Annotated in this window: 18 protein-coding genes; 13 read left to right on the top strand and 5 right to left on the bottom strand. The window is 65.0% G+C overall.

Features of this window, described 5'->3' with window-relative positions; all coding sequences use genetic code 11:
- Window positions 1–2: 2 nt before the first annotated feature.
- The 10 genes from rplO to bfr all read left to right on the top strand — a co-directional run bounded on the left by rplO (window position 3) and on the right by bfr (window position 7,225).
- Window positions 3–437 carry a 50S ribosomal protein L15 gene (rplO, locus tag AC1RB9_RS03565; protein ID WP_003093695.1) on the top strand — a complete coding sequence of 145 codons (435 nt, stop codon included), beginning with the start codon at window positions 3–5 and terminating at the stop codon, window positions 435–437.
- A complete protein-coding gene (gene secY / locus AC1RB9_RS03570) occupies window positions 438–1,766 on the top strand; it encodes a preprotein translocase subunit SecY (RefSeq protein ID WP_003093694.1) in 1,329 nt (442 codons plus the stop codon).
- A 28-nt stretch (window positions 1,767–1,794) separates the two neighbouring features.
- Window positions 1,795–1,911 carry a 50S ribosomal protein L36 gene (rpmJ, locus tag AC1RB9_RS03575; RefSeq protein WP_003093693.1) on the top strand — a complete coding sequence of 39 codons (117 nt, stop codon included), beginning with the start codon at window positions 1,795–1,797 and terminating at the stop codon, window positions 1,909–1,911.
- A gap of 130 nt (window positions 1,912–2,041) precedes the next feature.
- A complete protein-coding gene (gene rpsM, locus AC1RB9_RS03580; RefSeq protein WP_003093692.1) occupies window positions 2,042–2,398 on the top strand; it encodes a 30S ribosomal protein S13 in 357 nt (118 codons plus the stop codon).
- Window positions 2,399–2,416: 18 nt separating this feature from the next.
- The gene (rpsK, locus tag AC1RB9_RS03585; protein ID WP_003093689.1) at window positions 2,417–2,806 is read left to right on the top strand and encodes a 30S ribosomal protein S11; all 390 of its coding nucleotides are present in this window, start codon (window positions 2,417–2,419) and stop codon (window positions 2,804–2,806) included.
- Between the two features lie 16 nt (window positions 2,807–2,822).
- On the top strand, window positions 2,823–3,443 hold the full coding sequence (gene rpsD / locus AC1RB9_RS03590; RefSeq protein ID WP_003093678.1) for a 30S ribosomal protein S4: 621 nt from the start codon (window positions 2,823–2,825) through the stop codon (window positions 3,441–3,443).
- A 22-nt stretch (window positions 3,444–3,465) separates the two neighbouring features.
- Entirely contained in the window at window positions 3,466–4,467 is a 1,002-nt protein-coding gene (locus AC1RB9_RS03595) for a DNA-directed RNA polymerase subunit alpha (protein ID WP_003093675.1), read from the top strand.
- A gap of 43 nt (window positions 4,468–4,510) precedes the next feature.
- Window positions 4,511–4,900 (top strand): 50S ribosomal protein L17, encoded by a 390-nt coding sequence (rplQ, locus tag AC1RB9_RS03600; protein ID WP_003093672.1) that lies wholly within the window; start codon window positions 4,511–4,513, stop codon window positions 4,898–4,900.
- Window positions 4,901–5,181: 281 nt separating this feature from the next.
- Window positions 5,182–6,630 carry a catalase KatA gene (katA, locus tag AC1RB9_RS03605; RefSeq protein WP_003103909.1) on the top strand — a complete coding sequence of 483 codons (1,449 nt, stop codon included), beginning with the start codon at window positions 5,182–5,184 and terminating at the stop codon, window positions 6,628–6,630.
- 130 nt (window positions 6,631–6,760) lie between these two features.
- Window positions 6,761–7,225, top strand: a complete 465-nt coding sequence (gene bfr / locus AC1RB9_RS03610) for a bacterioferritin (protein WP_003459551.1) — start codon at window positions 6,761–6,763, stop codon at window positions 7,223–7,225.
- Window positions 7,226–7,296: 71 nt separating this feature from the next.
- Here the strand turns inward: bfr and uvrA are convergent, their stop codons facing one another.
- Window positions 7,297–10,134: an excinuclease ABC subunit UvrA gene (gene uvrA / locus AC1RB9_RS03615; RefSeq protein ID WP_003121863.1), complete on the bottom strand. Its 2,838-nt coding sequence runs from the start codon at window positions 10,132–10,134 to the stop codon at window positions 7,297–7,299.
- 213 nt (window positions 10,135–10,347) lie between these two features.
- Between uvrA and AC1RB9_RS03620 the strand changes: the two genes are divergently transcribed.
- Window positions 10,348–11,736, top strand: a complete 1,389-nt coding sequence (locus tag AC1RB9_RS03620; RefSeq protein WP_003103910.1) for an MFS transporter — start codon at window positions 10,348–10,350, stop codon at window positions 11,734–11,736.
- Between the two features lie 16 nt (window positions 11,737–11,752).
- Window positions 11,753–12,250 carry a single-stranded DNA-binding protein gene (ssb, locus tag AC1RB9_RS03625; RefSeq protein WP_003114685.1) on the top strand — a complete coding sequence of 166 codons (498 nt, stop codon included), beginning with the start codon at window positions 11,753–11,755 and terminating at the stop codon, window positions 12,248–12,250.
- 88 nt (window positions 12,251–12,338) lie between these two features.
- Here the strand turns inward: ssb and pchA are convergent, their stop codons facing one another.
- Genes pchA through pchD form a run of 4 tightly spaced genes read right to left on the bottom strand, consistent with a single transcriptional unit; the run spans window position 12,339 to window position 16,466 of the window.
- On the bottom strand, window positions 12,339–13,769 hold the full coding sequence (gene pchA / locus AC1RB9_RS03630; protein WP_003459555.1) for an isochorismate synthase PchA: 1,431 nt from the start codon (window positions 13,767–13,769) through the stop codon (window positions 12,339–12,341).
- Window positions 13,766–14,071 carry an isochorismate lyase PchB gene (gene pchB / locus AC1RB9_RS03635; protein WP_003106950.1) on the bottom strand — a complete coding sequence of 102 codons (306 nt, stop codon included), beginning with the start codon at window positions 14,069–14,071 and terminating at the stop codon, window positions 13,766–13,768. The genes pchA and pchB overlap by 4 nt, the downstream gene beginning before the upstream one ends.
- Window positions 14,071–14,826 (bottom strand): pyochelin biosynthesis editing thioesterase PchC, encoded by a 756-nt coding sequence (pchC, locus tag AC1RB9_RS03640; RefSeq protein ID WP_003118944.1) that lies wholly within the window; start codon window positions 14,824–14,826, stop codon window positions 14,071–14,073. Before pchC ends, pchB begins: the two co-directional genes overlap by 1 nt.
- Complete coding sequence (pchD, locus tag AC1RB9_RS03645; protein ID WP_003121864.1) at window positions 14,823–16,466, bottom strand: pyochelin biosynthesis salicyl-AMP ligase PchD; 1,644 nt, start codon at window positions 16,464–16,466, stop codon at window positions 14,823–14,825. Before pchD ends, pchC begins: the two co-directional genes overlap by 4 nt.
- A 229-nt stretch (window positions 16,467–16,695) precedes the next feature.
- Here pchD and pchR point away from each other — a divergent pair, with 229 nt between their 5' ends.
- Window positions 16,696–17,586 carry a pyochelin biosynthesis transcriptional regulator PchR gene (pchR, locus tag AC1RB9_RS03650; RefSeq protein ID WP_003106955.1) on the top strand — a complete coding sequence of 297 codons (891 nt, stop codon included), beginning with the start codon at window positions 16,696–16,698 and terminating at the stop codon, window positions 17,584–17,586.
- The last annotated feature ends 175 nt before the right edge of the window (window positions 17,587–17,761 follow it).

Consider the following 17,761-nt stretch of genomic DNA (forward strand, 5'->3'; position numbering starts at 1 on the left):
CCATGCAACTGAACGATCTGCGTTCCGCGCCGGGTGCCCGTCGCGAAAAGCACCGTCCGGGCCGTGGCATCGGTAGCGGTCTGGGCAAGACCGGTGGCCGTGGTCACAAAGGTCTGACCTCCCGCTCCGGTGGCAAGGTCGCTCCGGGCTTCGAGGGTGGTCAACAGCCTCTGCACCGTCGCCTGCCGAAGTTCGGCTTCGTTTCCCTGAAGGCCATGGATCGTGCTGAAGTACGCACCTCCGAGCTGGCCAAGGTCGAAGGCGACGTCGTCAGCCTGCAGACCCTGAAGGATGCCAACCTGATCAACCAGCACGTACAGCGCGTCAAAGTCATGCTGTCCGGCGAAGTTGGTCGTGCGGTCACCCTGAAAGGTATCGCCGCCACCAAGGGTGCGCGTGCGGCTATCGAAGCAGCTGGCGGTAAATTCGAGGACTAAATGGCTAAGCAAGGTGCTCTCTCTGCGCTAAGCAACGGCGGTCTGTCCGAGCTCTGGGCACGTCTGCGTTTCCTGTTCCTGGCGATCATCGTCTATCGGATCGGCGCGCACATCCCAGTTCCGGGCATCAACCCCGATCGCTTGGCGGCACTGTTCCGGCAGAACGAGGGGACCATTCTTAGCCTCTTCAACATGTTTTCCGGCGGCGCGCTGGAGCGCATGAGTATCTTTGCACTGGGGATCATGCCGTACATCTCGGCTTCGATCATCATGCAGCTCATGACCGCTATCAGCCCGCAGCTGGAGCAGTTGAAGAAAGAGGGTGAGTCTGGGCGTCGCAAGATCAGCCAGTACACCCGCTACGGTACTGTAGTCCTGGCACTGGTCCAGGCCATCGGCATGTCCGTTGGCCTGGGCAGCCAGGGCGTAGCCTTCTCCAACGACTTCGGCTTCTACTTCGTGGCTGTCACCACCTTCGTGGCTGGTGCCATGTTCATGATGTGGCTGGGCGAGCAGATCACCGAGCGCGGTGTCGGCAACGGCATCTCGATGTTGATCTTCGCTGGTATCGTTGCAGGCCTGCCGCGCGCCATCGGTCAGTCTTTCGAGTCTGCCCGTCAAGGTGACATCAACATCTTCGCCCTGATCGGCGTCGGCCTGCTGGCCGTGGCGATCATCGCGTTCGTGGTGTTCATCGAGCGTGGCCAGCGTCGCATCGCGGTGCATTACGCCAAGCGCCAGCAAGGCCGCAAGGTGTTTGCAGCGCAGACCAGCCATCTGCCGTTGAAGGTGAACATGGCGGGTGTGATTCCCGCGATTTTCGCCAGCAGTATCCTGCTGTTCCCGGCGTCCCTGGGCTCCTGGTTCGGTCAGTCGGAAGGCTTGGGTTGGTTGCAGGACGTCGCGCAAGCGATCGCTCCGGGGCAGCCGCTGAACATCTTGCTGTTCACTGCAGGGATCGTTTTCTTCTGCTTCTTCTATACAGCGCTGATGTTCAACCCGAAGGACGTGGCGGAGAACCTCAAGAAGTCCGGTGCATTTATTCCGGGCATCCGTCCGGGCGAACAGTCCGCTCGCTACATCGATGGCGTGCTGACCCGTTTGACCATGTTCGGTGCTCTGTACATGACGGCTGTCTGCCTGCTGCCCCAGTTCCTGGTGGTTGCGGCGCACGTGCCGTTCTATCTTGGCGGGACCTCGCTGTTGATCGTGGTCGTGGTTGTCATGGACTTTATGGCCCAGGTGCAATCTCACCTCGTTTCTCACCAGTATGAATCCCTGATGAAGAAAGCCAACCTGAAGGGCTACGGCAGCGGCATGCTGCGCTGATAGACCCGTAAGGTTCGAGGAGTTGGTGATGAAAGTTCGTGCATCGGTCAAGAAGCTGTGCCGTAACTGCAAAATCATCCGTCGCGATGGCATCGTGCGGGTGATCTGCAGCGCGGAACCGCGTCACAAGCAGCGCCAAGGCTGATTGTGATCCACGCGTGATAACCCGGCAGCTAGTGTGCTGCCGGGTTGATTATTTGCTATTACAGCGCTAATATCCGCGCCCTTTCTTGGCTTCCTGGGCGCAGGGTAGCTGTCAATTGGAGTTTTTCTGAATGGCCCGTATTGCAGGCGTCAACATTCCGGATAACAAGCACACTGTTATCTCGCTGACCTACATCTATGGTGTTGGTCGCACTACTGCTCAGAGCATCTGCGCAGCCACCGGCGTAAACCCGGCTGCCAAGATCAAGGACCTGAGCGACGAGCAGATCGATCAGCTGCGTAACGAAGTCGCGAAGATCACCACCGAAGGTGACCTGCGTCGCGAAATCAACATGAACATCAAGCGTCTGATGGACCTCGGTTGCTACCGCGGTCTGCGTCATCGTCGCGGTCTGCCGGTTCGCGGTCAGCGTACCAAGACCAACGCGCGTACCCGCAAGGGCCCGCGTAAGCCGATCCGCAAGTAATCGCGTAGGAATCTAGTCATGGCAAAACCTGCTGCTCGTCCCCGTAAGAAAGTCAAAAAGACAGTGGTCGATGGGATCGCCCACATCCACGCGTCTTTCAACAACACCATCGTGACCATCACCGACCGTCAGGGCAACGCACTGTCCTGGGCGACCTCCGGTGGTTCCGGTTTCCGCGGCTCGCGTAAGAGCACCCCGTTCGCTGCCCAGGTAGCGGCCGAGCGTGCCGGCCAGGCTGCCCTGGAATACGGTCTGAAGAACCTGGACGTCAACGTCAAGGGCCCGGGCCCGGGCCGCGAGTCCGCCGTTCGCGCTCTGAATGCTTGCGGCTACAAGATCGCCAGCATCACCGACGTAACCCCGATCCCGCATAACGGCTGCCGTCCGCCGAAAAAGCGTCGCGTGTAATAGGAGACAGTGAGAAATGGCTCGTTACATTGGTCCCAAGTGCAAACTGTCTCGCCGTGAAGGCACCGACCTGTTCCTGAAGAGCGGCGCCCGCGCCCTCGACTCGAAGTGCAAGGCTGAAAACGTTCCTGGCCAGCATGGCCAGCGTCGTGGCCGTCTGTCCGACTACGGTCTGCAGCTGCGTGAAAAGCAGAAAGTACGTCGCATCTACGGCGTGCTGGAGCGTCAGTTCCGCGGTTACTACCAGGAAGCTTCCCGTCGCAAGGGTTCTACCGGTGAGAACCTGCTGCAACTGCTCGAGTGCCGCCTGGACAACGTCGTATACCGCATGGGCTTCGGTTCCACTCGTTCGGAATCCCGCCAGCTGGTATCCCACAAGGCCATCACCGTCAACGGTCAGACCGTCAACATCCCTTCCTACCAAGTGAAGGCCGGTGACGTCGTAGCTGTTCGCGAAAAATCGAAGAACCAGCTGCGTATCGCTCAGGCTCTGGAGCTCTGTGGCCAGCGCGGTCGCGTCGAGTGGGTCGAAGTCGACCTCGACAAGAAGGCTGGTACCTTCAAGAGTGCTCCGGCTCGCAGCGACCTGTCCGCTGATATCAACGAAAACCTGATTGTCGAGCTCTACTCCAAGTAAGGGCTAGAAAATAGGTGCATCCATGCAGAGTTCGGTAAATGAGTTCCTGACCCCCCGCCACATCGATGTGCAGGTGGTCAGTCAAACCCGCGCCAAGATCACGCTCGAGCCTCTCGAGCGTGGTTTTGGTCACACCCTGGGCAACGCGCTGCGTCGCATCCTGTTGTCCTCCATGCCTGGCTGCGCAGTGGTCGAGGCCGAGATCGACGGCGTACTCCACGAGTACTCGGCGATCGAAGGTGTGCAGGAAGATGTAATCGAGATCCTGCTGAACCTGAAAGGTCTGGCCATCAAGCTGCACGGTCGTGATGAAGTGACGCTGACCCTGGCTAAGAAGGGCTCGGGTGTTGTGACTGCTGCCGATATTCAGCTGGATCACGATGTTGAGATCATCAACGGTGACCACGTTATCGCCAACCTGGCAGACAACGGCGCGCTGAACATGAAGCTGAAGGTAGCTCGTGGCCGTGGCTACGAGCCTGCCGACGCACGTCAGAGCGATGAAGACGAAAGCCGCAGCATCGGCCGTCTGCAGCTCGACGCATCGTTCAGCCCGGTCCGTCGTGTCTCCTACGTGGTGGAAAACGCCCGTGTCGAGCAGCGCACCAACCTGGACAAACTGGTCCTGGACCTGGAAACCAACGGCACCCTGGATCCCGAAGAGGCTATCCGTCGCGCCGCTACCATCCTGCAACAGCAGCTGGCAGCGTTCGTGGACCTCAAGGGCGACAGCGAACCCGTCGTTGAAGAGCAGGAAGACGAGATCGATCCGATCCTCCTGCGCCCGGTCGATGACCTGGAACTGACCGTACGTTCGGCCAACTGCCTGAAGGCGGAAAACATCTACTACATCGGTGACCTGATCCAGCGCACCGAAGTGGAGCTGTTGAAAACGCCGAACCTGGGCAAGAAGTCCCTGACCGAAATCAAGGACGTTCTGGCTTCCCGTGGTCTGTCCCTCGGTATGCGCCTCGATAACTGGCCGCCGGCAAGTCTTAAGAAAGACGACAAGGCCACTGCCTGATCGTCGTAACTACCGAACGTAAAGTTTGGAAAGGAATTGAACCATGCGCCATCGTAAAAGTGGTCGTCACCTGAGCCGCACCAGCGCGCACCGCAAGGCTATGTTCCAGAACATGGCGGTGTCGCTGTTCGAACATGAACTGATCAAAACCACCCTGCCCAAGGCCAAGGAACTGCGTCGCGTTGCCGAGCCGCTGATCACCCTGGCCAAGGAAGACAGCGTCGCCAACCGTCGCCTGGCTTTCGACCGTACCCGTTCGAAAGCTGCCGTTGGCAAGCTGTTCAACGACCTGGGCAAGCGCTACGCCAACCGTCCGGGCGGCTACCTGCGCATCCTGAAGTGCGGTTTCCGCGCTGGCGACAACGCCCCCATGGCGTACGTCGAGCTGGTTGATCGTCCTGTCGGCGGTGAAGTCGTAGAAGCTGCCGAATAAGGCATCTGCTGCACAAGAAACCGGGCCTAGGCCCGGTTTTTTTATTACCTGCCTTAAAGTTTTTATCTATCGGCTCGCTGTCTTTAATAAATTGGATTGCGGGAGGGCTGTCATTCATCCTTAACCTGCTTTTACGAAAAGCTACGTTCGGATAAGCGAGATCAATGCAAAGGGCGCTTGGTTCAGCCGACAGGTTGTCCTCCGCCAATCCCTGGTCCACGCTGATGATTTCCGTGTAGCCGCTTCGCTTCATAGCACGTTAGCCGTTGAGGAGAGAGTAAATGGAAGAGAAGACCCGCCTGACCACTGCCGCTGGCGCACCGGTGGTCGATAACCAGAACGTGCAGACCGCCGGTCCGCGTGGCCCGATGTTGCTGCAGGACGTGTGGTTCCTCGAGAAGCTCGCCCACTTCGATCGCGAAGTGATCCCCGAGCGACGCATGCATGCGAAAGGCTCCGCGGCCTACGGCACCTTCACCGTCACCCATGACATCACCCCCTACACCCGGGCGAAGATCTTCTCCCAGGTCGGCAAGAAGACCGATATGTTCCTGCGCTTCTCCACCGTCGCCGGTGAGCGTGGCGCGGCGGATGCCGAGCGAGACATCCGCGGCTTCTCCATGCGTTTCTACACCGAGCAGGGCAACTGGGACCTGGTCGGCAACAACACCCCGGTGTTCTATCTGCGCGACCCGCTCAAGTTCCCCGATCTCAACCACGTGGTGAAGCGTGACCCGCGCACCAACCTGCGCAATGCGACCTTCAAGTGGGACTTTTTCTCTCACCTCCCCGAGTCGCTGCATCAGTTGACCATCGACTTCAGCGACCGCGGTCTGCCGAAGAGCTATCGGCACATCCATGGTTTCGGCAGCCATACCTTCAGCTTCATCAATGCGAACAACGAGCGCTTCTGGGTCAAGTTCCACTTCAAGACCCAACAGGGCATCGAGAACCTGACCAACGCCGAGGCCGCCGAAGTGATCGCCCAGGACCGCGAGAGTTCGCAGCGCGACTTGTACGAGAGCATCGAGAAAGGCGACTTCCCCCGCTGGAAGATGTACGTGCAGATCATGCCCGAGAAGGAAGCGGCCACCTATCGCTACAACCCGTTCGACCTGACCAAGGTCTGGCCCCACGGCGACTACCCGTTGATCGAAGTGGGCTTCTTCGAGCTGAACCGTAACCCGGACAACTACTTCGCCGAGGTCGAGCAGGCCGCTTTCACGCCGGCCAACGTGGTGCCCGGTATCGGTTTCTCGCCGGACAAGATGCTCCAGGGCCGTCTGTTCTCCTACGGCGACGCCCATCGCTATCGCCTGGGCGTCAACCACCACCAGATCCCGGTGAACGCCGCGCGTTGCCCGCACCAGGTCTACCACCGCGACGGCGGCATGCGGGTGGACGGCAACAACGCCCATCAGCGCGTCACCTACGAGCCGAACAGCTTCAACCAGTGGCAGGAGCAGCCTGACTTCTCCGAGCCGCCGCTGAGCCTGGAGGGTGCTGCGGACCACTGGAACCACCGGGTGGACGATGACTACTACAGCCAGCCCGCCGCGCTGTTCCATCTGTTCACCGACGAGCAGAAGCAGCGGCTGTTCGCCAACATCGCCGAAGACATCCGCGATGTACCGGAACAGATCCAGCGTCGCCAGATCGGCCTGTTCCTCAAGGTCGACCCGGCCTACGGCAAAGGCGTCGCCGACGCCCTCGGCCTGAAGCTGGACTGATGGCCTGATGAGGCCCCCGGCCCCCTTCCTAGGAAGGGGGCTTTTTTATCTGCATTGGCTTGACCCGGATCAGGCGGAGCCGGGAGCATATGCGGCTAGATTCCTAGTTTTCTCCAGGGAGAGCCCCCCGATGCAAGGCCATCCGGAAGTCATCGATTACCTCAACACGCTGCTGACCGGCGAGCTGGCCGCGCGCGACCAGTACTTCATCCACTCGCGCATGTACGAGGACTGGGGCTTCAGCAAGCTCTACGAGCGCCTCAACCACGAGATGGAGGAGGAGACCCAGCACGCCGACGCCCTGCTGCGCCGTATCCTCCTGCTCGAAGGTACGCCGCGCATGCGTCCCGACGATATCCACCCGGGCACCACGGTGCCGGAGATGCTCGAGGCCGACCTCAAGCTCGAGCGCCATGTCCGCGCCGCGCTGGCCAAGGGCATCGCCCTCTGCGAGCAGCACAAGGACTTCGTCAGCCGCGACATCCTCAAGGCCCAGTTGGCCGACACCGAGCAAGACCACGCCTACTGGTTGGAGCAACAGCTTGGCCTGATCGCCAGGATGGGCCTGGAGAACTACCTGCAATCGCAGATCTGACCCTACCCCGCGGATACGAAAAAGCCCCTGCGCCTCACGGTCGCAGGGGCTTTTTCATGAGCGCCCGGCAATCAGGCGCGATCGCGTTCCAGCAACGGCTTGAGGAAGTGGCCGGTGTGCGACTGGGGCATCTCGGCCACCTGCTCCGGCGTACCGTTGGCGATGATCTGGCCACCCTTGGAGCCGCCCTCGGGGCCGAGGTCGACCAGCCAGTCGGCGGTCTTGATCACGTCCAGGTTGTGCTCGATCACCACCACGGTGTTGCCGTGGTCGCGCAGGCGGTGGAGCACGTCGAGCAGTTGCTGGATGTCGGCGAAATGCAGGCCGGTGGTCGGTTCGTCGAGGATGTACAGGGTCTTGCCGGTATCGCGCTTGGACAGCTCGCGGGACAGCTTGACCCGTTGCGCCTCGCCGCCCGAGAGGGTGGTCGCGCTCTGGCCCAGCTTGATGTAGGACAGGCCGACGTCCATCAGCGTCTGCAGCTTGCGCGCCAGGGCGGGGACGGCGTCGAAGAACTCGCGGGCTTCCTCGATGGTCATCTCCAGCACCTCGTGGATGCTCTTGCCCTTGTAGCGGATCTCCAGGGTCTCGCGGTTGTAGCGCTTGCCCTTGCAGACATCGCAGGGAACGTAGATGTCCGGCAGGAAGTGCATCTCCACCTTGATCACGCCGTCGCCCTGGCAGGCCTCGCAACGGCCGCCCTTGACGTTGAACGAGAAGCGGCCGGGACCGTAGCCGCGCGAGCGGGCCTCCGGCACGCCGGAGAACAGTTCGCGGATCGGCGTGAACAGGCCGGTATAGGTCGCCGGGTTGGAGCGCGGGGTACGACCGATCGGGCTCTGGTCGATGTCGACCACCTTGTCCAGGTGCTGCAGGCCGTCGAACGAGTCATACGGCGCCACTTCCAGGGTAGTCGCGCCGTTCAGCGCGGTGGCGGTGATCGGGAACAGGGTGTTGTTGATCAGCGTCGACTTGCCGGAGCCCGAGACCCCGGTGATGCAGGTGAACAGGCCGACCGGGATTTCCAGGTTGACGTTCTGCAGGTTGTTGCCGCGGGCGCCTTTCAGCTTCAGCAGCTTCTTCTTGTCGCGCGGGGTGCGCTTGGCCGGAACCGCGATTTTCTTGCGCCCGGAAAGGTACTTGCCGGTCAGCGAGTCGGGGTGGTTCATCACCTGGTCGGGCGTACCTTCCGCCACTACCTGGCCGCCGTGCACGCCGGCGCCCGGACCGATGTCGACGACGTAGTCGGCGAGTCGGATCGCGTCCTCGTCGTGCTCGACCACGATCACCGTGTTGCCGAGGTTGCGTAGGTGGGTGAGGGTGCCGAGCAGGCGCTCGTTGTCGCGTTGGTGCAGGCCGATCGAGGGTTCGTCGAGGATGTACATCACTCCCACCAGGCCGGCGCCGATCTGGCTGGCCAGGCGGATGCGCTGGGCTTCGCCGCCGGACAGGGTGTCGGCGCTGCGGTCGAGGGTCAGGTAGTCGAGGCCGACGTTGACCAGGAATTGCAGGCGGTCGCGGATTTCCTTGAGGATCTTCGCCGCGATCTCGCCACGGCGGCCGGTCAGGCTGAGTCCGGCGGCATACTCGCAGGCTTCGCCGACCGGCATCGCGGTGATCGCCGGCAGCGTCCGGTCGCCGACCCACACATGCCGCGCCTCGCGGCGCAGGCGGGTACCGTGGCAATCCGGGCAGGGCTGGGTGCTGAGGAACTTGGCCAGCTCCTCGCGGACCGTGGCCGACTCGGTCTCGCGGTAGCGCCGCTCAAGGTTCGGCAGGATGCCTTCGAAGGGGTGCGAGCGCTTGACGATGTCGCCGCGGTCGTTGAGATAGCGGAAGTCGACGTTTTCCCGGCCGGAGCCGTAGAGCACCACCTTCTGGTGTTCGGCGCCGAGTTCGTCGAAGGGGTCTTCCAGGCTGAAGCCGTAATGCTGGGCCAGCGAACCGAGCATCTGGAAGTAATAGACGTTGCGCCGGTCCCAGCCGCGGATCGCGCCCTCGGCCAGGGTCAACTCGCCGTTGACCACCCGGCGCGCGTCGAAGAATTGCTTCACGCCGAGGCCGTCGCAGGTCGGACAGGCGCCGGCCGGGTTGTTGAAGGAGAACAGCTTGGGTTCCAGCTCGCTGATAGAGTGGCCGCAGACCGGGCAGGCGAAGCGCGCCGAGAAGATGATCTCCTCGACATCCTCGTCCTCGTCCATCGGTGCTACCAGGGCGATACCGTCGGCCAGGGACAGGGCGGTCTCGAACGACTCGGCCAGGCGTTGCTGGAGGTCCGCGCGAACCTTGAAGCGGTCCACCACCACATCGATGCTGTGCTTCTTCTGCTTATCCAGCTTCGGCACTTCGTCGAGTTCGTAGAGCTTGCCGTCGACCCGGGCGCGGACGAAGCCCTGCGCGCGCATCTCGTCGAACACCGCCAGGTGCTCGCCCTTGCGCTCGCGGATCACCGGCGCCAGCAGCATCAGCTTGCTGCCTTCCGGCAGGGCCAGGACCTGGTCGACCATCTGGCTGACGGTCTGCGCCTCCAGCGGGATGTCGTGGTCCGGGCAGCGCGGGGTACCGACGCGGGCATAAAGCAGGCGCAGGTAGTCGTAGATCTCGGTGATCGTACCCACGGTGGAGCGTGGGTTGTGGGAAGTGGACTTCTGTTCGATGGAAATCGCCGGCGACAGCCCTTCGATGGTGTCCACGTCCGGCTTCTCCATCATCGACAGGAACTGCCGGGCGTAGGCTGAGAGGGATTCCACGTAGCGCCGCTGGCCTTCCGCATAGAGCGTGTCGAAAGCCAGGGAAGACTTGCCGGAACCGGAAAGACCGGTGATCACGATCAGTTTGTCGCGTGGCAGTGTGAGGTCGACGTTCTTCAGGTTGTGGGTACGCGCCCCACGAATCAGGATCTTATCCACAGCGGCCTCGCATGGCGGGCGAAAACCGCTGATTATACGGCTGGCCGCTAGCGCGCGGCAAAGTGGCGCGCCTGTGCCGCGAGGGGGCGGACTGGTAGAATGCGCGGCATTTTTCCGGCGCGGGCATTGCCCTGGCCGCCCAGGAGCGGGCGGCGGCGCCATCGGCAGGGGCATGAGGCCTTGCCCTGCAGCGGTTTCTTCCATGAGGGTGTTATGCACGACTCACATACTGAGCGGATGAGCGGTACCGAAACGCGAGCGGCCGTCGGGCTGTCACTGGTATTCGCCTTCCGCATGCTCGGCATGTTCATGGTCCTGCCGGTGCTGGCCACCTACGGCCAGGACCTGGCCGGCGCGACCCCGGCGCTGATCGGCCTGGCCATCGGCGCCTATGGCCTGACCCAGGCGATCCTGCAGATTCCCTTCGGGACCATTTCCGACCGCATCGGCCGGCGCCCGGTGATCGTCGTCGGGCTGCTGATCTTTGCCGCCGGCGCGGCCCTCGCGGCCAATGCCGACTCCATCTGGGGGGTGATCGCCGGCCGCGTCCTGCAGGGCGCCGGGGCGATCTCGGCGGCGGTGATGGCACTGCTCTCCGACCTCACCCGTGAGCAACACCGGACCAAGGCGATGGCGATGATCGGCATGAGCATCGGCGTCTCCTTCGCCGTGGCCATGGTGCTCGGCCCGGTGCTGACCCATCTGTTCGGCCTGCATGGGCTGTTCTGGTTCACCGCCGGGATGGCGCTGGTCGGCCTGCTGCTGATCCTGTTCTTCGTCCCACAGCCGGACCACATGACCCAGCACCGCGAATCCAGCGTGGCGCGCCAGGCCCTGCTGCCGACCCTGAAGCACGGCGACCTGCTGCGCCTGGACGCCGGCATCCTGATCCTCCACGCCATCCTCATGGCCAGCTTCGTCGCCTTGCCGCTGGCACTGGTGCACGAGGGTGGCCTGCCCAAGGAGCAGCACTGGTGGGTCTACCTGACCGCGCTGCTGGTCGGTTTCTTCGGCATGGTGCCGTTCATCATCTACGCCGAGAAGAAGCGTCGCATGAAGCGCGTGCTGACCGGCGCGGTGGCGACCCTGCTGGCCTGCGAACTGTTCTTCCTGGTCTTCGGTCACAGCCTGGCCATGCTGGTGGTCGGCACGGTGGTGTTCTTCACTGCCTTCAACCTGCTCGAAGCCTCGCTGCCGTCGCTGGTCAGCAAGGTCTCGCCGGCCGGCGGCAAGGGCACGGCGATGGGGGTGTATTCCACCAGCCAGTTCCTCGGCGCGGCGCTGGGCGGCATCCTCGGCGGCTGGATGTTCCAGCACGGCGGGCTGAGCATGGTGTTCATCGGATGCGCGGTGCTCGCTGCCCTCTGGCTGGCGATTGCTGTTACCATGCGCGAACCGCCTTATGTGACCAGCATTCGCCTGCCGCTCGCGCCCGCCGCGCTGCAGGACGCGGTGCTGGTCCAGCGATTCAGGGCGTTGCCCGGTGTGGCAGACGCCGTGGTGGTGGCCGAGGAGGCCGCCGCCTATGTCAAAGTGGATACCCAACAAGTGGATCGCACCGCCCTCGAGCGCCTGGCCCAGGCCGCGCCGGGCGGATGCTGAACCTTAGGAGAACGTCATGGCCCGTGGGGTTAACAAAGTCATTCTGGTTGGTAACGTCGGTGGTGACCCGGAAACCCGCTACATGCCCAACGGCAATGCGGTGACCAACATCACCCTCGCCACCAGCGAGAGCTGGAAGGACAAGCAGACCGGCCAGCAACAGGAGCGCACCGAATGGCACCGCGTGGTGTTCTTCGGCCGCCTGGCGGAGATCGCCGGCGAGTACCTGCGCAAGGGTTCCCAGGTCTACGTCGAAGGCAGCCTGCGCACCCGCAAGTGGCAGGGCCAGGACGGTCAGGATCGCTACACCACCGAGATCGTGGTCGACATCAACGGCAACATGCAGTTGCTCGGCGGCCGCCCCTCCGGCGACGATTCGCAGCGCGCCCCGCGCGAGCCCATGCAGCGCCCGCAGCAGGCCCCGCAGCAGCAGTCGCGTCCGGCCCCGCAGCAGCAACCGGCGCCGCAACCGGCCCAGGACTACGACAGCTTCGACGACGACATTCCGTTCTAAGCGACGCCCTTGCGGCGCGGCCCGTCCGCGCCACGGGCAGACCTTCGAAGACCCCCTGCCGCCCTCGGGCCGCAGGGGGTCTTCGTTTTCAGGCGACGCCGCGCTGCAAGGGCACTTCGTCCAGGCCGCCTATGGCGGATAGAGCTTCCCGCATGGCACTGAGCTTAAGGCAGGTTTCGCGATACTCGTGGGCCGGTTCCGAATCGCCTACCAGACCGCAGCCGGCGAACAGGTAGCCCCGGCCCGGCGTGAGCAGGGCCGAGCGCAGCGCCACCAGGAAATCGCCGTTGCCTTCGCCGTCGAGCCAGCCCAGCGGCGCGGCGTACCAGCCACGGTCCATCCCTTCGTGCTGGCGGATGTAGTCCAGCGCCGCGCTGCGTGGGTAGCCGCCCACCGCGGGGGTCGGATGCAGCGCCTGCAGCAGCCGCAGGATGCCGCCTGCGTCGGCGAGGCGGGCGCGGATCGGCGTGTTCAGGTGCTGGACTCGCGCCAGTCGTTTCAGGCCGGGCGCATCGGGGATTTCCAGCACCTCGCTGAAGGGTTCCAGGGCCGTACGGATCGCCTCCACCACCAACTGGTGTTCGTGCCTGTCCTTGGCGCTGTCCAGCAGGGCCTGTCCGAGCCGCGCATCTTCCTGGGCATCGCCGCCGCGGGCGATGGTCCCGGCCAGGGCATGGGTGAGTACCTCGCCGGCGCGAATGCGGACCAGGCGTTCCGGGGAGGCGCCGAGGAAGCAGGCGTTGCCGCGGCGACAGGCGAACAGCTGGGCGTCGGCATGTTGCAGACGCAGGTGTTCGATGACCTGCCACGGCTCGATGTCGCCGAGAGGCCGGGCCTGGGTGCGGGCCAGCACGACCTTGCCGAAGCGTCCCTGGCGGACACTGCTTACCGCGTCGCTCACCTTGGCTTCCCATTGCCTGCGCTCCTGCGCCGAAGCGTCGCCCTGCGCGCCAGCGGTCGGCCCCGAGGGCCGGCGTCTGGCCGGCTGCCTCAGGCGCAGTAGCGCCGAGCAGTGGTAGGCGGCCAGGGCCAGGGCATCTTCGCCGGGCTTGGCCAGGTGTTGGCAGAGTACCCGGTAGCGTTTGCCCTCGCGCAGCACGGTGATGCCGGCGAGCATCAGGCTGGCATCGGCGAAGGCTTGCCAGTGTTCCTCGCGCGGGCCGCGCGGATCGAAGCGGAATCCGCCGCACAGGCGCGGCGCCAGCGGGCCCTCGACCACGGCGTCGGCGCAGAGCAATTGCCAGTTTTCCTCGATCCGGGCGAAGCGCTGTTCGCCGTGGCCTTGCAGCTCCAGGGCGCAGCCCCAGGCGAAGAACGCCAGCTCGGGCTGTTCCCAGTACAGGCAGGGCGTTTGCCGGTCGTCCCAGGCACCGAATACCTGCAGCGGGTCCAATGGGTCGATCTCGAACGACGCCGCCACCAAGACCGGACGATCGAGCGCCTGCGCCTGGCCGATGGCGCGCTCGAAGGTGCCGCGCAAGGCGTGCAGGCACTGGCTCAGGGGCGCCAGCCGGCTCATGCGGCACCCCGTGTCTGGCGCCAGTACTTGATCTGCTCGGCGATGTACCAGTGGATGATCTGCGCGAACAGTCCCTCGACGAAGGGCGCGTCGAGTCCGTTTTCCTCGGCCCAGCGGGCGCGCTCGGGGAGCATCGCGGCGACCCGCTCGGGCGCCGGAATCGCCGCCTCGCTGGCCTTGAAGCGCGACGCCGCCTTGACGTAGTCCATGCGGCGGCCGAGGGCCTGGACGATATCCAGGTCGATCCGGTCGATGGCCTCGCGGATGTCCGCCAGGCCGGTGCAGTCTTCGGGAGTTTTCATCATGCAACCTCTCGGGAAAGGGCGTCGGGATGTGCGAGGCGGCGCAGCAGGTGCTCGATCACCGCGTCGCGCCCCTCGCTCAGGTAGAAGTGGCCGCCAGGAAAGTGCCGCAGCCTGGCGGGAGTCCGGCTGGCGTCGCTCCAGGCCTGCGCCTCGGCGGCGCTGACTTCCTCGTCGTGCTCGCCGAGGAGGACGTCGAGGGCGCAGGCCAGGGCGATGGGCTGCGCCCGTCGGTAGGTCTCGATCGCCTGGTAGTCGGCGCGCAGGATCGGCAGGAACAGCGCGCGCAGGTCGGCGTCCTCGAGTAGCTCGCTGGCGCCACCCTGGCGGCGGACGTCCTCCAGCAGCGCCGCCTCGTCGCCGCGGTGCAACGCGCCGCCGCGTTGCCGGTGCGGTGCCGGATGGGCGGAGACGAACAGGTGGCGCAGCGGCGCGCCGGCGCTTTCCAGGCGCAGGGCGGTTTCGTAGGCCAGCGCCGCGCCGAGACTGTGGCCGAACAGCGCCAGGGGCGCGTCGGCGAAATCGCGCAGGGCGAGGGCGGCGCCGTCGGCGAGGTCCTCCAAGCGGGTGGCCGGCGCCTCGTTGAAGCGGTCCTCGCGACCCGGGTACTGCAGGGCAAGCAGGTCGATGTCTGGCGGCAGGCGTTCGCTCCAGCTACGGAAGAAGCTGGCGCTGCCGCCTGCATGGGGGAAGCAGGCCAGGCGCAGGCGCGGCATCGGCGTCAGGCGGAACGGCCGGACCCAGGCGGCGCTCATGCGCGGGCCTCCAGCTCGCGGCGCAGGCGCTCGCGCAGGTCCTTCTTGCTGATCTTGCCGATGCCGGTCTGGGGGAAGGCCGGGACCAGCTCGATGCGGTCCGGCACCTTGAACGCGGCCAGCCCGCAGGCGTGCAGGTATTGCTTCAGCTTCAGCGCCGAGGGCGCCGGCTGGCGCGGGATGACGAAGGCGCAGGTGCGCTCGCCGAGCAGGCTGTCGGGCATCGCCACGACGGTGGCGTCGTGCACCTGCGGATGGGCTATCAGCAGGTTCTCCACCTCTTCCGCGGCGATCTTCTCGCCGCCGCGGTTGATCTGGTCCTTGTCGCGGCCCTCCACCACCAGGTAGCCGTCCTTGTCGCGGCTGACCCGGTCGCCGGTGCGGTAGAAGCCGTCCGCGCTGAAGGCCTTGGCGTTGTGTTCGGGCAGGCGGTAGTAGCCGCGGATGGTGTAGGGACCGCGCACGGTCAGTTCGCCCACCTCGCCGGGGCCGACCTCGCGGCCCTCGGCGTCGACCACCCGCACTTCGTCGTCCGGCGACAGCGGCCGGCCCTGGGTATGCAGCACGCGTTCGGGCGGATCGTCCAGGCGGGTGTAGCAGATCAGCCCCTCGGCCATTCCCAGCACCTGTTGCAACTGGCAGCCGAGCACCGGTTCGACGCGTTGCGCGGCACTGCTGCCGAGCCTGGAGCCGCCGACCTGGAGCAGACGCAGGCTGGATAGATCGGCGCGGCGGCTTTCCTGGGCATCCAGCCAGAGCATCGCCAGCGGCGGTACCAGGGCGGTGTGGGTGACCCGTTCACGGGCGATCAGGGCGAAGCAATGCTCGGGATCGGCGCGCTGGCTGACCACCACGCGGCCGCCGGCCAGCAGCGTGCCGATCACTCCGGGGCAGCAGAGAGTGAAGTTGTGCGCCATCGGCAAGCCGGTGAGGTACACCGTGTGCTCGTCGAAGCCGCAGACCTCGGCGCTGGCGCGGACGTTGTAGAGATACTCGCGATGACGCCGGGGAATCAGCTTCGGCGTGCCGGTGGTGCCGCCGGACAACTGGAAGCAGGCGATATCCTCGGCGCGGGCGGCGCAGTCTTCCAGCGCGTCGGCCTGGTACAGCGGTGCCAGCGCTTGCAGCGGCGCCTCGGCCTCGCCGTGGATCAGCGCCATCCGGCAGGCGCCGCTGGCGAGCAGCTCACGGGCCATCGGCCGTGGGTCGAAGCCGTCGATCCGTTCGGCGCCGATGTAGGCCTTGGCCTCGGCGAAGCGGCAGAAACCGCTGATCTCATGCTGGCGATGGGCGGGGAGGGCGAGCACCGGGCGTACGCCGAGCTGGAACAGGGCGAAGCAGGTCTCGACGAAGGCGATGCCGTTGGGCAGGTGCAGCACTACCGTGTCGCCATGTGCGAGGCCGGCCTGGCGCAGTCCGGCTGCCAGGCGGCGGCAGCGCTGGAGCAGGTCGGCATAGCTGAGCCGCTGGTCGTCGTCGCAGAGCGCGATCCGCCGCGGATGGCGCGCGGCGCTGGCGGCCAGGGCTTCGGCGAAGCTTTGGTCCTGCCAGTGGCCGGCGTCGAGATAGCGGCGGACGAAGGCGGCGGGCCAGTCGGGGGCGTCGTCGACGGCCGATGGGGTGACGGGCGAGGAAGTCATGCGATCTCCGTGGATGCGGTCGATTGCCATTGCTGGGAAATGAGATTTATTATCATTGGCGGGCGGCAGGGACCGCGCAAGCCCGCGCCTTTCGATTGCGGGGCTTTTTCATTCGCTGCAGGGGCGGAGTGCAGGGCGCTTTGTCCATCTCCGCTAAAAAGTCCCCCTGCCCCCACGTATCCAGGAAGGCGTCGCCGCGTCGGCAGCGCCCGGGCTACAGGAAAACCTGATGACCATCACCATCATTGCTCCGCCACAGGCCGATGCCGCCGCGCCGGCACCGGGCAACCGGCCCGGCGTCGCGCACATCGATCCGAACATGAAGCTGGTGACCGGAACCTTCTGTTCGGCCAGCGAGGACTGGTTCGAGGAACCGCTGGAGCGCGGCCTGCGCCTGATCCTCGTGCAGAGCGGCCAGTTGCGCTGCCGGATTCCCGGCCAGCCCGAGCACCTCATCGAGGGGCCGAGCCTGTGCACCATCGCCAACGATGGCGACTTCACCTCGGCGCAGATCTACGGCACCGACAAGCCGTTGCGCTACACTATCGTCCAGCTCGGCGTCGAAGCCCTGGACAGCCGCCTCGGCTGGCTGCCCGAGCAACTGATACGCCGCCCCGGCGGCGATCCGCGGATCATGAGCTGCCCGGCGCCGCGGGCGATGCAGGCGTTGGCCTCGCAGATCGCCACCTGCCAGATGCTCGGTCCGACCCGCGATCTCTACCTCGGCGGCAAGGCCCTGGAGTTGGCCGCGCTCAGCGCACAGTTCCTTTCCGGCGAGGGGCGCCCCGTCGAGGAGCCGCGCATCACCTGCTCGGAGGTCGAGCGCATCCACGCCGCCCGCGACCTGCTGGTCGGCGCCTTGCAGGAGCCGCCGTCGCTGGACACGCTGGCCAGCCGCGTGGGCATGAACCCGCGCAAGCTGACTGCCGGCTTTCGCAAGGTGTTCGGCGCCAGCGTATTCGGCTACCTGCAGGAATACCGCCTGCGCGAGGCGCACCGGATGCTCTGCGACGAAGAGGCGAACGTCTCCACGGTGGCCTACCGGGTGGGCTACAGCCCGGCGCATTTCTCCATCGCTTTCCGCAAGCGCTACGGCATCTCCCCCAGCGAGATCCGCTGAGTCTCCGCGACGACCCCCGACCCGGCCACGGGAGGGGTGTCGCCGCTGCGGGATGACGCTGCATCTAACGAAACAGTCCGGCTGTCTAAAGCATTGCCGGCCAGGCCTCCCAGGCAAGTGAGATAAGGTCGCATTTGATAATCGTTGCCAGGAACTGGCAACCGACCTCAGATGC

It is taken from the genome of Pseudomonas sp. 20-5 (assembly GCF_056782835.1).

Coding starts and splice junctions, on each gene's coding strand:
- rplO (WP_003093695.1), top strand. CDS start 3: ATGCAACTGAACGATCTGCGTTCCGCGCCGGGTGCCCGTCGCGAAAAG.
- secY (WP_003093694.1), top strand. CDS start 438: ATGGCTAAGCAAGGTGCTCTCTCTGCGCTAAGCAACGGCGGTCTGTCC.
- rpmJ (WP_003093693.1), top strand. CDS start 1,795: ATGAAAGTTCGTGCATCGGTCAAGAAGCTGTGCCGTAACTGCAAAATC.
- rpsM (WP_003093692.1), top strand. CDS start 2,042: ATGGCCCGTATTGCAGGCGTCAACATTCCGGATAACAAGCACACTGTT.
- rpsK (WP_003093689.1), top strand. CDS start 2,417: ATGGCAAAACCTGCTGCTCGTCCCCGTAAGAAAGTCAAAAAGACAGTG.
- rpsD (WP_003093678.1), top strand. CDS start 2,823: ATGGCTCGTTACATTGGTCCCAAGTGCAAACTGTCTCGCCGTGAAGGC.
- AC1RB9_RS03595 (WP_003093675.1), top strand. CDS start 3,466: ATGCAGAGTTCGGTAAATGAGTTCCTGACCCCCCGCCACATCGATGTG.
- rplQ (WP_003093672.1), top strand. CDS start 4,511: ATGCGCCATCGTAAAAGTGGTCGTCACCTGAGCCGCACCAGCGCGCAC.
- katA (WP_003103909.1), top strand. CDS start 5,182: ATGGAAGAGAAGACCCGCCTGACCACTGCCGCTGGCGCACCGGTGGTC.
- bfr (WP_003459551.1), top strand. CDS start 6,761: ATGCAAGGCCATCCGGAAGTCATCGATTACCTCAACACGCTGCTGACC.
- AC1RB9_RS03620 (WP_003103910.1), top strand. CDS start 10,348: ATGCACGACTCACATACTGAGCGGATGAGCGGTACCGAAACGCGAGCG.
- ssb (WP_003114685.1), top strand. CDS start 11,753: ATGGCCCGTGGGGTTAACAAAGTCATTCTGGTTGGTAACGTCGGTGGT.
- pchA (WP_003459555.1), bottom strand. CDS start 13,769: ATGAGCCGGCTGGCGCCCCTGAGCCAGTGCCTGCACGCCTTGCGCGGC.
- pchB (WP_003106950.1), bottom strand. CDS start 14,071: ATGAAAACTCCCGAAGACTGCACCGGCCTGGCGGACATCCGCGAGGCC.
- pchC (WP_003118944.1), bottom strand. CDS start 14,826: ATGAGCGCCGCCTGGGTCCGGCCGTTCCGCCTGACGCCGATGCCGCGC.
- pchD (WP_003121864.1), bottom strand. CDS start 16,466: ATGACTTCCTCGCCCGTCACCCCATCGGCCGTCGACGACGCCCCCGAC.
- pchR (WP_003106955.1), top strand. CDS start 16,696: ATGACCATCACCATCATTGCTCCGCCACAGGCCGATGCCGCCGCGCCG.